A 12378-nucleotide genomic window follows, 5' to 3' on the forward strand; every position below is an offset into this window, starting at 1 on the left:
GAATCGAGGGCGACCATGCAGACCACCGACGTCACCACCCCCGCCACGACGCACGCGGCCACCGCCGTCGTCGACCTCGACGCGATCGCGCACAACGTGCGACTGCTCGCCGAGCACGCCGGATCCGCGGCCGTGATGGCGGTGGTCAAGGCGGACGGCTACGGACACGGCGCGTTGGCCGTGGCCCGCGCGGCGCTGTCGGCCGGCGCCACCGAGATCGGCGTGGCCACGCTCGAGGAGGCGCTGACGCTGCGCCGCGACGGGTTCGCGGGCCCGCTGCTGGCCTGGCTGCACACCCCGGGCGTCGACTTCGCACCCGCGCTGCTCGCCGACGTCCAGATCGCCGTGTCGTCGGCGCGCCAGCTCGACGACGTGCTCGACGCGGTCGAGCGCACCGGACGACCCGCGGTGCTGACCGTCAAGGTCGACACCGGCCTCAGTCGCAACGGGGCGAGCGGCAGCGAACTCGACGGCATGCTGCCCACGCTGGCCCGGGCCCACGCCGCGGGCGCTGTCCGGCTCCGCGGCATCATGTCCCACCTGGCGTGCGGTGACGATCCCGACAGCCCCGTCAACGACGTTCAGGTGCAACGCTTCTCCGAGCTGCGGCGCCGGTCGGCCGCCGCGGGAGTCGACTTCGAGATCGCCCACCTGGCCAACTCGCCCGCCGCGATGACCCGGCCGGACCTCGCGTTCGACCTGGTCCGCCCCGGCATCGCCGTCTACGGCCAGACCCCCATCCCGGCGCGCGGCGACATGGGGCTGATCCCGGCCATGACGCTGAGGTGCCCGGTGGCCAAGGTGCGTCCGATCCGGGCCGGCGACGGCGTCTCCTACGGCCACACCTGGATCGCCGACCGCGACACCACCGTCGGGCTCATCCCGATCGGGTACGCCGACGGCGTGTTCCGCGGTCTGAGTGGCCGATTCGACGTGCAGATCAACGGCCGGCGCCACCCCAACGTCGGTCGGGTGTGCATGGACCAGTTCGTGGTGGACCTCGGACCCGGCGGCGGCGACGTCCGCGAGGGCGACGAGGCCGTCCTGTTCGGCTCCGGCACGCACGGCGAACCGACCGCGCAGGACTGGGCCGAGACGCTCGGCACCATCAACTACGAGATCGTGACCAGTCCGCGGGGGCGGGTCACCCGCACCTACGTCGGCGGCGCGGGGATCGGTCCGAGCCGGTGAGCCGGGTCCGCAACGCGAGCTGGCTGGCGGGCCTCGCCGGACTGTCGGCGGTCGGTGGCCTCGCGGGGTCCACGATCGCGAAGTCGCTGACCCGCCGCGTGACCGAGGACGATCTGCACCGCGGCGAGGACTTCGAACTCCTCGACGCCGACCGCAGCTGCGTGGTGACCACCGCGGACGGCGTGCCGCTCGCCGTACGGGAGGTGGGGCCCGAGGACGCGCCGCTGACCGTCGTCTTCTCACACGGCTTCTGTCTCCGCATGGGCGCCTTCTACTTCCAGCGTGCGCGACTGTCCGAGCAGTGGGGCACCCAGGTCCGGATGGTCTTCTACGACCAGCGCGGTCACGGCAGGTCCGGCGAGGCCCCGCCCGACACGTTCACCGTGCCGCAGCTCGGCCAGGACCTCGAGGCCGTGCTGGCGGTCATGGCGCCGCGCGGACCCGTGGTGCTCGTCGGGCACTCGATGGGCGGGATGACCGTGCTGTCCCACGCCCGCCAGTTCCCCAGGCACTACCGGAGCCGGATCGTCGGTGTCGCGCTCATATCGTCTGCGGCCGAGGGTGTCTCGCGCTCGCCGCTCGGTGAGATCCTGCGCAACCCCGCCCTGGAGGCCGTGCGGTTCGCCGTCCGGTACGCACCGAAGACCGTGCACCGCACCCGCGGTGCCGCGCGGTCGGTGATCGGCCCCATTTTGCGGGCGGCGTCCTACGGCGACGAGAAGATCAGCCCCAGCGTGGTGGCGTTCTCGGAGAAGATGATGCACGACACGCCGATCCCGACGATCGTCGGATTCCTGCACGCCCTCGAGGTGCACGACGAGACCGCGGCGCTGGCCACGCTGGAGAAGATCCCCACCCTGGTGCTGTGCGGCGACCGCGACCTGCTGACCCCGCACGAGTACTCCGCGGCGATGGCGGCCAAGCTGCCGAAGTCCGAATTGGTGATCGTCGGCGGCGCAGGTCATCTGGTGCAGCTCGAACAGCCCGTGATCGTCGACGACGCGCTGGTCCGCCTGGTCGAACGCGCCACGCCGTCCAAGCTCGTCGCCCTCACCCGCCGGCTTCGCGAACGGACCTGGCACCGTGGCTGAGGCGCGCACCGAGGGCACGGCCGAACTCCCCACCGCCGACGACACGTTGGCACTGGGCGCCGAACTCGGCGCGGACCTGCGGGCCGGCGACGTCGTCGTGCTGTCCGGGCCGCTGGGCGCGGGAAAGACGGTGCTGGCCAAGGGCATCGCCCGCGCCATGGACGTCGAGGGCGCGGTCACCTCGCCGACGTTCGTCCTCGCCCGGGTGCACCCGGCCCGGCAGGCGGGCCGTCCGGCGCTGGTGCACGTCGACGTCTACCGCCTCCTCGGCGGTCACGCGGGCGTCGACGCCGACCTGCTGGGCGAACTCGACTCACTCGACCTCGACACCGACCTGGACGACGCCGTGGTCGTCGTCGAATGGGGTGAGGGGCTGGCGGAGCGGCTGTCCGACCGTCACCTCGACGTCCGCCTCGAACGCGGCGGCGAGACCGAGACCCGCACCGCGGTGTGGCGCTGGAGCGAACGCCCGTGAGCCCCCTGGTCCTGGCCATCGACACCGCCTCGCCCGCCGTGACCGCGGGCGTGGTCCGCCGTGACGGTGCCGCCGCGCACGTGCTGGCCGAGCACGTCACCGTCGACCCGCGGGCGCACGCCGAGCAGCTCACCCCGAACGTGTTGCGCGCCATGGCCGATGCGGGCGTGGCGATGGCGGACCTCGGCGCGGTGGTCGTCGGGTGCGGGCCCGGGCCGTTCACCGGACTGCGCGTGGGCATGGCGACCGCGGCGGCCTACGGGCACGCACTCGACGTGCCGGTGTACGGGGTGTGCAGCCTCGACGCCATCGGGATCGACACCACCGGCGAGGTGCTCGTCGTCACCGACGCCCGTCGTCGCGAGGTGTACTGGGCGCGCTACCGCGACGGCGTCCGCGTCGACGGGCCCGCCGTATGCGCACCGACCGACGTCCCCGGCGGTGCCCACGCCGTGGCCGGCTCTCCGGAGCACGCCGCGCTGTTCGACCTGCCCCGGCTCGACCCGACGTACCCGACGTCGTCGGGTCTGGTTCGTGCCGTGGACTTCTCGCGGCCACCCGAGGCGCTCGTCCCGCTCTACCTGCGTCGCCCCGACGCCAAGCCGCGCAGCGAGCAGCGACCGTGACCGCGCCGGTGGACGTCGTCTACGACGGGTTGCGGATCGGCGACGCCGACCGCTGCGCCGAACTGGAGGCACAGCTGTTCCCCGGGGACGATCCGTGGCCGGCGGTCGCCTTCATCCGCGAACTCGAATCGCGGCACAACCACTACGTCGCCGCCCGCGTCGACGGCACCCTCGTCGGATACGCCGGCATCACGCGTCTGGGCCGCACGGCACCGTTCGAGTTCGAGGTCCACACCATCGGCGTCGACGAGGCGTTCCAGGGCCGGGGGATCGGCCGTCACCTGCTCGACCGGATCCTCGACATCGCCGACGGCGCAGCGGTGTTCCTGGAGGTCCGCACCGACAACGCCGCGGCGATCGGGTTGTACGAGAGCGTCGGCTTCACGCGGGTGGGTCTGCGCAAGCGGTACTACCGCGTCAGCGGTGCCGACGCCTACACGATGCGGCGCGACCCGAGGGTGGCGACGGCGTGACCACCATCCTGGCGATCGAGAGTTCGTGCGACGAGACGGGCGTGGGCATCTGCGACCTCGCGGCCGACGGCACGGTGACGCTGCTCGCCGACGAGGTGGCCTCCAGCGTCGACGAGCACGTGCGGTTCGGCGGCGTCGTCCCCGAGATCGCCTCGCGCGCCCACCTCGAGGCGCTCGGACCGACCATGCGCCGCGCCCTCGAGGTGGCCGGAATCGACAGGCCCGACGTCGTCGCCGCCACCATCGGACCGGGCCTCGCGGGCGCACTGCTCGTCGGCGTGGCGGCCGCGAAGGCCTACGCCGCCGCGTGGGAGGTCCCGTTCTACGCGGTCAACCACCTCGGTGGGCACCTGGCCGCCGACGTCTACGAGCACGGCCCGCTGCCCGAGAGCATCGGGCTGCTGGTGTCCGGCGGGCACACCCACCTGCTGCACGTCCGATCGCTGGGCGAGCCCATCGAAGAACTGGGCAGCACGGTCGACGACGCCGCGGGCGAGGCCTACGACAAGGTGGCCCGGCTGCTGGGCCTCGGCTACCCGGGCGGCAAGCCGCTCGACGACCTGGCGCGCACCGGCGACCGCGACGCGATCGCGTTCCCGCGGGGCATGACCGGACCCCGCGACCACCCGTACGCGTTCAGCTTCAGCGGCCTCAAGACGGCCGTCGCGCGCCACGTCGAGCGCAATCCCGACGCCGCGACCGCCGACGTCGCCGCCGGCTTTCAGGAGGCCGTGGCCGACGTGCTCACCCGCAAGGCGATCCGCGCGGCCACCGAACTCGGCGTCGACACGCTCCTGATCGCCGGGGGAGTGGCCGCCAACTCCCGGCTGCGCGAATTGGCCGAGGAACGCTGCACCGCCGCGGGCCTGACCCTGCGGGTGCCGAGGCCGCGACTGTGCACCGACAACGGCGCCATGATCGCGTCGTTCGCCGCCCATCTGATCGCGGCGGGAGCCGCGCCGTCGCCGCTCGACGTGGCCAGCGACCCCGGCCTGCCGGTGCTCAAGGGCCAGGTGGCGTGACCGTTCGGTCGCACCCGTTCGGACCGCGCACGGCCCAGCCTTGAGTGCTAGCACTCGCGTGTATAGAGTGCTAGGTGGCAGGCGGCCAACCCCGGTGTTCCGGCTCCCGCGACGACGGCGCAATGGGGCTCGGACGCATGCCGAACACCTTGTATTCGACCCATGCCCGGGACTACCCGGGCACGACACCCGAACTAGTGGAGGGCTCCATCGTGGCGAGCGTCAACATCAAGCCACTCGAGGACAAGATCCTCGTACAGGCCAACGAGGCCGAGACGACCACCGCTTCCGGCCTGGTCATTCCTGACACGGCCAAGGAGAAGCCGCAGGAAGGCACCGTCGTCGCAGTTGGCCCCGGCCGCTGGGACGAGGATGGCGAGAAGCGCATCCCCCTGGACGTCGCCGAGGGCGACACCGTGATCTACAGCAAGTACGGCGGCACCGAGATCAAGTACGGCGGCGAGGAGTACCTGATCCTCTCGGCCCGTGACGTGCTGGCTGTCGTCAACAAGTAAGCACTCGTGTCCCGCCCCGGAGATCCCCGTCGTCGACGGGTGATGTCCGGGGCGGCATGCGTTCCACTGTCTTTCAAGCAGGAAGAACATTCATGAGCAAGCAGATTGAGTTCAACGAGACTGCGCGCCGAGCCATGGAGGCGGGTGTCGACAAGCTCGCCGACGCGGTACGCGTCACGCTCGGTCCGCGCGGCAGGCACGTGGTGCTGGCCAAGGCCTTCGGCGGTCCGGTCGTGACCAACGACGGCGTCACCATCGCCCGCGAGATCGACATCGAGGATCCGTTCGAGAACCTCGGCGCCCAGCTGGTCAAGTCGGTCGCCACCAAGACCAACGACGTGGCCGGCGACGGCACCACCACGGCGACCGTCCTCGCGCAGGCCATCATCAAGGCGGGGCTGCGCAACATCGCCGCAGGCGCCAACCCGATCGCGTTCGGCGCAGGCATCTCGAAGGCCGCCGACGCGGTGTCCGAGGCCCTGCTGGCCGCGGCCACCCCGGTCAAGGACGAGAACTCCATCGCCCAGGTCGCCACCGTCTCCTCGCGGGACGCAGAGGTCGGCAAGCTGGTCGGCGAGGCGATGACCAAGGTGGGCGTCGACGGTGTCGTCACCATCGAGGAGTCCTCGACGCTGCACACCGAACTCGAGGTCACCGAGGGCGTCGGCTTCGACAAGGGCTTCACGTCGGCGTACTTCATCACCGACTTCGACTCGCAGGAAGCCGTCCTCGAGGACGCGCTGGTGCTGCTGCACCGCGACAAGGTCAGCTCGCTGCCGGACCTGCTGCCGCTGCTGGAGAAGGTCGCCGAGTCGGGCAAGCCGCTGCTGATCATCGCCGAGGACGTCGAGGGCGAAGCCCTGTCCACGCTGGTGGTCAACGCCATCCGCAAGACGCTCAAGGCCGTCGCGGTCAAGGCGCCGTTCTTCGGTGATCGCCGCAAGGCGTTCCTGGACGACCTCGCCGTCGTCACCGGCGGCCAGGTGGTGAACCCCGACGTGGGTCTGCTGCTGCGCGAGGTCGGCCTCGACGTGCTCGGCACGGCTCGCCGCGTCGTCGTCAACAAGGACAGCACCGTGATCGTCGACGGTGGCGGCGCCGAGGACGCGATCGAAGCCCGCAAGTCGCAGCTGCGCGCCGAGATCGAGTCCACCGACTCCGACTGGGATCGCGAGAAGCTCGAGGAGCGGCTGGCCAAGCTGGCCGGCGGCGTCGCGGTCATCAAGGTCGGCGCGGCCACCGAGACCGACCTCAAGAAGCGCAAGGAAGCCGTCGAGGACGCCGTGTCGGCGGCCAAGGCGGCCGTCGAGGAGGGCATCGTCACCGGCGGTGGCGCGGCGCTCGTCCAGGCCCGCTCGGCCCTCGACGGTCTGCGCTCGTCGGTCACGGGTGACGAGGCGCTCGGCGTCGAGGTGTTCTCCTCGGCGCTGTCCTCGCCGCTGTACTGGATCGCCACCAACGCCGGTCTCGACGGCGCGGTCGTGGTCAACAAGGTCTCCGAACTGCCTGCGGGTCAGGGCTTCAACGCCGCGACCCTCACGTACGGCGACCTGCTGGCCGACGGCATCGTGGACCCCGTCAAGGTGACCCGGTCCGCGGTGCTCAACGCCGCGTCCGTCGCACGGATGGTGCTCACCACCGAGACCGCCATCGTCGAGAAGCCCGCCGAGGCGGAGGACGACGGACACGGGCACGGCCACCACGGTCACGCCCACTAGTAGCGCGTTCGAACGGAGCGCCCCCGGCCCCTAGGGTCGGGGGCGCTTTCGTCGTTTTGGGCCCTCTTCTCCGCGTCCGATGGTTGCCGGGCGCTACGAGGAGTCGATCGTCGGCCGCTTGCGCCGGAACCGCCGTCGACCTGCGCACTTTGCTGGCGGCTACTTCCAAATGCACGATGATGGCCCGCTCGGGGATCATCAGCGCAGTTCAAGGTCGCTTTATTGACCGCATCGGCTAATCCGGCCCGCCACATCGGCCTCTAGCTGGACTTCGGTCGAAACATTGCCAAGGTACGGATTGCGGCGCATACTCGGAGAAAGGGACTGATCCGGGGAGTTTGCCATGCTGCGTGACCCAGGCACGATCGAGGCCGAACTGCGGTCACTGGCCGCCGCGCTCCACGATGCACCCGAAGGCGACGTGAACCCCACGGTGTCGCGCATCGACGAACTCCTCGACGAGTGGAACCGTTCGCTCGCCGTGCTGAGTTCGTACGGCATGCAACTCTGGCCCGACTAGTCGTCCTCGCCGGGGAAGTGGTCCGGGAGTTCGATCCACCCCGGCGGCACGTCCTCGTGGAGCGCCAGGTTGACGAATCTGCCCACCGCCGCCGTTGCGGCCCGGATCGGGCACCACTGCAGGGTGTACGGCATGTACAGCGCCGGCGACAGCGGAACCAGCGGGCTCGGGAAGTCGAGGCCCGCACTCGCCGCCGTCGTGAGGATCCAGTCCACCTCGGCCTGCTCGCTCCACCGGCGCGCCGAGAAGTCGATGTCGACCAATTCGACCGTGGCGGGCGACGATCCGACTGCCTCGAGAACCTGCCGGAAGGCCATCGGGCTCGCTGGATAGAGATCGCCGCTGCGCAGCCCCAGCGTCTCGGCGCTCAGATCGTGCACGCTCACCGAATCGCGGCCGGCGAGCGGGTGGTCACCGCGCACGCTGGCGATCAGCGGTTCCGCGCAGAACACCTCGCTGATGATCCCCGGCGGGTCCGGCACCAGGCCGCACGTGATGGTCACGTCGACCTCGCCGTCGGGGATGGCGCGCTGTAGATCCGGCAGCCACATGCGGCGCACCACCAGTTCGACGTCGGGTGCCTCGCGCGCGAGGGCCGCGGCGAGATGCGGTGCCAGCGTCGGCGCGACGGGCGGCGTGATGCCGAGCCGCACCGTCCCCGCGTCCCCGCCGGCGATCCGGCGGACGGCCGCTCCCGCCCCCGCGACGTCCTCGAGGATGGCCCGGGCCCGGCCCAGCAGTTCCACGCCCGCCTCGGTGAGGGCCACCCGCCGCGTAGTGCGGGTGAAGAGCGGTGTCCCCAGGTCACGCTCCAGACGTCGGACCAGGTCGCTGAGCGTCGGCTGGCCTACGTGGAGCTTCTCGGCGGCGCGCTTGAAGTGCAGTTCATCGGCAACGGCGACGAATGCCTCGAGCTGACGCAACTCCATTCGGTGATGTTAGTCAGACCGGCGTCAATTGATCGGGCCGCGCGATTGCCGCGTTCCCGTTTCTCCCCTTTATCGACCGTCGCGGACCACGCAATGTGGACGCCGAGCTGCACTACCCGCCCTCGAGAGGACACCCATGCCCACCTTCAGTACGCGCTACCGCACCGCCGCCATCGACGGGCTGGAGGTCTTCTACCGAGAGGCCGGCGATCCGGCGAACCCGACTCTGCTTCTGCTGCATGGCTTCCCGTCGAGTTCGCACATGTTCCGCAACCTGATCGACTCGCTGTCGGATGCCTACCACCTGGTCGCACCCGACCACGTCGGCTTCGGCCGATCGTCGATGCCGTCGGTCACGCAGTTCACCTACAGCTTCGACCACCTCGCCGAGATCACCGAGAAGCTCATCGCCCACCTGGGGCTGGAACGCTTCGCCATCTACATCCACGACTACGGCGCGCCCATCGGACTGCGCATCGCGACGGCCAACCCGGAGCGGATCACGGCGATCGTCTCGCAGAGCGGCAACGCCTACGTCGAGGGCTTCACCCCCTTCTGGGACGTCCTGTTCGCGCATGCGGCGGATCGCGCCGCCAACGAGGAGGCCGTCCGCGGGTACCTGACGGCCGAGAAGACGTACTGGCAGTACACCCACGGCGTCCCCACCGACCGACTCGACCGCATCGCGCCCGACGCCTGGCTCAACGACCAGGCCGGCCTGGACCGCAAGGGCAACGACGCGATCCAGCTGCAGCTGTTCTGGGACTACCAGTTCAACCTCGACGGCTACCCCGCGTTCCAGGAGTACTTCCGGACCCATCAGCCGCCGCTGCTCGTGACGTGGGGGAGGAACGACGAGATCTTCGGTGCCGCAGGCGCGGAGGCGTTCAAGCGGGACCTCCCCGACGGGCAGTACCACCTCCTCGACGCCGGCCACTTCGCCCTGGAGACGCACGGCGACGAGATCAGCGGCTACATCCGGGAATTCATGGGCACGCTGTGACGCTGGACGCGACATGAGCCGGCGCTATCCCGCGATCGCATTCACCGACGACGTCCGGAAGGTCCAGCGAGAGCGCGGCAGTGAGGCGTTCTACTCCCGCAAGCGCGTCGCCGGTGCCGCGGCGGGGCCCGACCCGCTGACCGACGACGAGGCGGAGTTCCTGGCCGAACGCGACGGCTGCTATCTGGCGACGGTCGGCGAGACCGGCTGGCCGTACGTCCAGTTCCGCGGCGGGCCGCGGGGGTTCGTCCGCGTGCTCGACGAACACACCCTCGGCTGGGCCGACTTCCGCGGCAACCTGCAGTACATCAGCACCGGAAACCTCGGTGGCGACGACCGGATGGCGATCATCGCCGTCGACTACGCGCAGCGGCGACGACTCAAGGTGTTCGGGCGCGCCAGGATCGTCACCGCCGAGCAGGACCCGGAGCTGATCGCCGCGCTGGCCGATCCCGCGTACGACGCGGTGGTGGAACGCGCCGTCGTCGTCACCGTCGAGGCCTTCGACTGGAACTGCCCGCAGCACATCACGCCGCGGTTCACCGTGGAGGAACTCGAACCGATGCTCGCCGACGTCCGGCGCCGGCTGTCCGACCTCGAGGCGGAGAACGCCGCACTCAAGGCGGCGCTCACCAAGCAGCAACGCAGCGAACCGCCTAACGAGTTAGCCAACAGCTAACCGTCCAATCGACAATATTGCCCTGCAGCAGGTATTACATACCGATAACGTCCCTGGAAGGCCCTTGCGAAACGATTGCCGAAAGCTATTCTTGGCTAACCATCTGATCCATCCGAGGGTCAGGCGTCGACAGGAAGGCAGGGCAACGTGGCCAAGCACAGGATGCCGTCGAAGGCTCTCGCGGCAAGGACTCTCGGGGTGACGGTGGTCGCCGGTGGATTGATGCTCGGGGCACCGGCGGCGATGGCCTTCGCCGACGGTGGGCCGCTCGACTCCGCCGTGAGCGCGGCGGTGAGCGGCGCCAACGGGGCGGTGCAGAACGTGGTCAACCAGAACAACTCGGGACTGCAGGGCATCACCGCGATCAACAACACCGGCCTGCAGGCCGTCACGGGGATCAACAACACCGGTCTCCAGGCCGGCGTCGCGTCGCTCAACTCGGCAGCGCAGGCGGCGGTACCCGCCACGTCGTCCGTGGTGACCCGCGCCAACGGGTTCGTGCGGTTCGCGGTGCAGGGTCTCCTGCGGCCTGCTCCCTGACCCCGGATACGACGGCACCCCCGGCCCTGATGGACCGGGGGTGTCGTCGTATCGGTACGGCAGTGGGTCAGGCGCTGCGGCGGATGCCCCGCTTCAGCAGCATTTCCCGCTCGGACTCGCTCAGGCCACCCCAGATGCCGTACGGCTCGCCCACGGCAAGTGCATGGGTGCGGCACTGCGCGATCACGGGGCAGCTTCGGCACATCTCCTTGGCGCGCATCTCTCGCTGGGCGCGAGCCCTGCCGCGCTCGCCATCGGGATGGAAGAACATCGAGGAGTCGACCCCCCGGCAGAGACCGTCCATTTGCCAGTCCCAGATGTCGGCGTTGGGTCCGGGTAGTTGTTGCGGCTGAGGCATTGGGAAAATCCCCTCTCTACGCGATGCTTCCGCGTCACGCGACATCGCGTTGAGTCGTGAACCATTCCGAGTGCAAGTCGCCGCTGACTTCTCGTGAACACAACGTATGAGGGTGCTGGAAATGGCGTCAATAGCCAGCGCACTTGCTCAGGGGCATAGCGCCTGCTCGGGAATTTACATCCCGTTCATCAAAGGGACCTGCTCGCAACGAGTCCTGTGGTCACGAGTCGAGCACATCTGGGCAACGAACCGTGTTTTGGCTGCTCGCGCCGAAGATCGGCCATACGCACACCCGCATCGAACGGGGGTGGTTGACGTGGTCGTAACACGCGCTCCATCAACTGTTAACGAATGTTGAATTGGCAACACCCACGGTGTGATTTCGCCGGTTTCGGACGCTCCAGGACCGTAATTCCGCGGCGTTGGTAGCGTCGTTCGCTGATGGACGACGAGGCCGATGACCTGGTGGACGCCGCCTTCGGCGCACGGCCCGACCTGTGGCCGCTGCCCGCGGCCCGCACGGCCGCCGGCCTGTGGCACCGGGCGGTCGCCGCGGGCGGCCAGGGCAGGTACGCCCGAGGGTTGGGCGACCTCGAGGCGCTGAGCCGCGCTCCGGGCGCCGCATCCTTTGCCTCGGTGGCGCACAGCACACGCGCGTCGTTCCTGCGCCAGCTCGGCCACCACGCGGCGGCGCGGCCGTACGACGGTCACGCCTGGGCGCTCGCGGGCGGTGACCCCGACGCCGGCGCCGACGCACTCGTCGGTCTGGCAGCCGACGCGCTCGGGGTCGGCCGCTTCGCGCTGTCCGCTCGCCTGCTGACCCGGGCCGAGCCGCTCGCGGGCGAGGCGACGGACCGCGTCCGCGTCCGGTCGGCGTGGGTGAACGCCGAACTGGCCATGTTCACGGGTCGCGGAGAACTCGCCGTGGGTCACGCCGAGCGTGCGGTGGACCTGGCCGGATCCGTCGGGTCGGCGCGACACGCCGTGAAGTCCCAGGTGGTGCTCGCCGCGGCACTGTGTTCGGTGGGTGACGTGGCCGGCTCGAGGAGGGTCGCCGACGCGGCTCTGGACCGCTCCCGACGACTGGGTCTGATACCTCTGAGCTGGGCTTTGGCCTCCCTGCTGGCCGACGTGGGGAGCGCGGTGCTCGCGCCGCCGGACGTCGCCGCGCTACGCGACGAATCCGCGGCTACCGTACGAGTTGGCGGCGGCGTGTGGTCGGTCCGCTGATTCCGACC

General features: G+C 70.2%; 15 protein-coding genes. 13 read left to right on the top strand and 2 right to left on the bottom strand.

Translation table 11 applies throughout. From position 1 onward, the window contains the following. The first annotated feature begins 15 nt into the window (after window positions 1–15). The 9 genes from alr (at window position 16) to AC1MEY_RS01045 (ending at window position 7631) form a co-directional block, all read left to right on the top strand. Window positions 16–1191 (top strand): alanine racemase, encoded by a 1176-nt coding sequence (alr, locus tag AC1MEY_RS01005; RefSeq protein WP_480228899.1) that lies wholly within the window; start codon window positions 16–18, stop codon window positions 1189–1191. Beyond that, the gene (locus AC1MEY_RS01010; RefSeq protein ID WP_480228900.1) at window positions 1188–2282 is read left to right on the top strand and encodes an alpha/beta fold hydrolase; all 1095 of its coding nucleotides are present in this window, start codon (window positions 1188–1190) and stop codon (window positions 2280–2282) included. The genes alr and AC1MEY_RS01010 overlap by 4 nt, the downstream gene beginning before the upstream one ends. Further along, window positions 2275–2757, top strand: coding sequence for a tRNA (adenosine(37)-N6)-threonylcarbamoyltransferase complex ATPase subunit type 1 TsaE (gene tsaE, locus AC1MEY_RS01015; protein ID WP_480228901.1), 483 nt, complete (start codon window positions 2275–2277; stop codon window positions 2755–2757). The genes AC1MEY_RS01010 and tsaE overlap by 8 nt, the downstream gene beginning before the upstream one ends. Beyond that, window positions 2754–3383 carry a tRNA (adenosine(37)-N6)-threonylcarbamoyltransferase complex dimerization subunit type 1 TsaB gene (tsaB, locus tag AC1MEY_RS01020; RefSeq protein ID WP_480228902.1) on the top strand — a complete coding sequence of 210 codons (630 nt, stop codon included), beginning with the start codon at window positions 2754–2756 and terminating at the stop codon, window positions 3381–3383. Before tsaE ends, tsaB begins: the two co-directional genes overlap by 4 nt. Next, a complete protein-coding gene (rimI, locus tag AC1MEY_RS01025) occupies window positions 3380–3856 on the top strand; it encodes a ribosomal protein S18-alanine N-acetyltransferase (RefSeq protein ID WP_480228903.1) in 477 nt (158 codons plus the stop codon). Before tsaB ends, rimI begins: the two co-directional genes overlap by 4 nt. Further along, window positions 3853–4878: a tRNA (adenosine(37)-N6)-threonylcarbamoyltransferase complex transferase subunit TsaD gene (gene tsaD, locus AC1MEY_RS01030; RefSeq protein ID WP_480228904.1), complete on the top strand. Its 1026-nt coding sequence runs from the start codon at window positions 3853–3855 to the stop codon at window positions 4876–4878. Before rimI ends, tsaD begins: the two co-directional genes overlap by 4 nt. Before the next feature lie 212 nt (window positions 4879–5090). After that, window positions 5091–5393, top strand: a complete 303-nt coding sequence (gene groES, locus AC1MEY_RS01035; RefSeq protein WP_070356489.1) for a co-chaperone GroES — start codon at window positions 5091–5093, stop codon at window positions 5391–5393. 92 nt (window positions 5394–5485) lie between these two features. Continuing rightward, window positions 5486–7111 (top strand): chaperonin GroEL, encoded by a 1626-nt coding sequence (gene groL, locus AC1MEY_RS01040; RefSeq protein WP_480228905.1) that lies wholly within the window; start codon window positions 5486–5488, stop codon window positions 7109–7111. 343 nt (window positions 7112–7454) lie between these two features. Then, the gene (locus tag AC1MEY_RS01045) at window positions 7455–7631 is read left to right on the top strand and encodes a hypothetical protein (RefSeq protein ID WP_480228906.1); all 177 of its coding nucleotides are present in this window, start codon (window positions 7455–7457) and stop codon (window positions 7629–7631) included. Here AC1MEY_RS01045 and AC1MEY_RS01050 read toward each other — a convergent pair. Continuing rightward, on the bottom strand, window positions 7628–8560 hold the full coding sequence (locus tag AC1MEY_RS01050; RefSeq protein WP_480228907.1) for a LysR family transcriptional regulator: 933 nt from the start codon (window positions 8558–8560) through the stop codon (window positions 7628–7630). The two genes, AC1MEY_RS01045 and AC1MEY_RS01050, sit on opposite strands and share 4 nt — an antisense overlap. Before the next feature lie 136 nt (window positions 8561–8696). Between AC1MEY_RS01050 and AC1MEY_RS01055 the strand changes: the two genes are divergently transcribed. The 3 genes from AC1MEY_RS01055 to AC1MEY_RS01065 all read left to right on the top strand — a co-directional run bounded on the left by AC1MEY_RS01055 (window position 8697) and on the right by AC1MEY_RS01065 (window position 10782). Then, complete coding sequence (locus AC1MEY_RS01055) at window positions 8697–9563, top strand: alpha/beta fold hydrolase (protein WP_480228908.1); 867 nt, start codon at window positions 8697–8699, stop codon at window positions 9561–9563. A gap of 13 nt (window positions 9564–9576) precedes the next feature. Continuing rightward, window positions 9577–10242, top strand: coding sequence for a pyridoxamine 5'-phosphate oxidase family protein (locus AC1MEY_RS01060; protein WP_480228909.1), 666 nt, complete (start codon window positions 9577–9579; stop codon window positions 10240–10242). Between the two features lie 147 nt (window positions 10243–10389). Continuing rightward, window positions 10390–10782 (top strand): hypothetical protein, encoded by a 393-nt coding sequence (locus tag AC1MEY_RS01065; protein ID WP_480228910.1) that lies wholly within the window; start codon window positions 10390–10392, stop codon window positions 10780–10782. Between the two features lie 67 nt (window positions 10783–10849). Here AC1MEY_RS01065 and AC1MEY_RS01070 read toward each other — a convergent pair whose 3' ends face one another. Next, on the bottom strand, window positions 10850–11140 hold the full coding sequence (locus AC1MEY_RS01070; protein ID WP_480228911.1) for a WhiB family transcriptional regulator: 291 nt from the start codon (window positions 11138–11140) through the stop codon (window positions 10850–10852). A 441-nt stretch (window positions 11141–11581) separates the two neighbouring features. Between AC1MEY_RS01070 and AC1MEY_RS01075 the strand changes: the two genes are divergently transcribed. Beyond that, the gene (locus AC1MEY_RS01075; RefSeq protein WP_480228912.1) at window positions 11582–12370 is read left to right on the top strand and encodes a hypothetical protein; all 789 of its coding nucleotides are present in this window, start codon (window positions 11582–11584) and stop codon (window positions 12368–12370) included. Window positions 12371–12378: the final 8 nt, after the last annotated feature.

It is taken from the genome of Mycobacterium sp. PTI7 (genome assembly GCF_056679845.1).

Coding starts and splice junctions, on each gene's coding strand:
- AC1MEY_RS01050 (WP_480228907.1), bottom strand. CDS start 8,560: ATGGAGTTGCGTCAGCTCGAGGCATTCGTCGCCGTTGCCGATGAACTG.
- AC1MEY_RS01055 (WP_480228908.1), top strand. CDS start 8,697: ATGCCCACCTTCAGTACGCGCTACCGCACCGCCGCCATCGACGGGCTG.
- groL (WP_480228905.1), top strand. CDS start 5,486: ATGAGCAAGCAGATTGAGTTCAACGAGACTGCGCGCCGAGCCATGGAG.
- AC1MEY_RS01070 (WP_480228911.1), bottom strand. CDS start 11,140: ATGCCTCAGCCGCAACAACTACCCGGACCCAACGCCGACATCTGGGAC.
- alr (WP_480228899.1), top strand. CDS start 16: ATGCAGACCACCGACGTCACCACCCCCGCCACGACGCACGCGGCCACC.
- AC1MEY_RS01060 (WP_480228909.1), top strand. CDS start 9,577: ATGAGCCGGCGCTATCCCGCGATCGCATTCACCGACGACGTCCGGAAG.
- AC1MEY_RS01045 (WP_480228906.1), top strand. CDS start 7,455: ATGCTGCGTGACCCAGGCACGATCGAGGCCGAACTGCGGTCACTGGCC.
- AC1MEY_RS01075 (WP_480228912.1), top strand. CDS start 11,582: ATGGACGACGAGGCCGATGACCTGGTGGACGCCGCCTTCGGCGCACGG.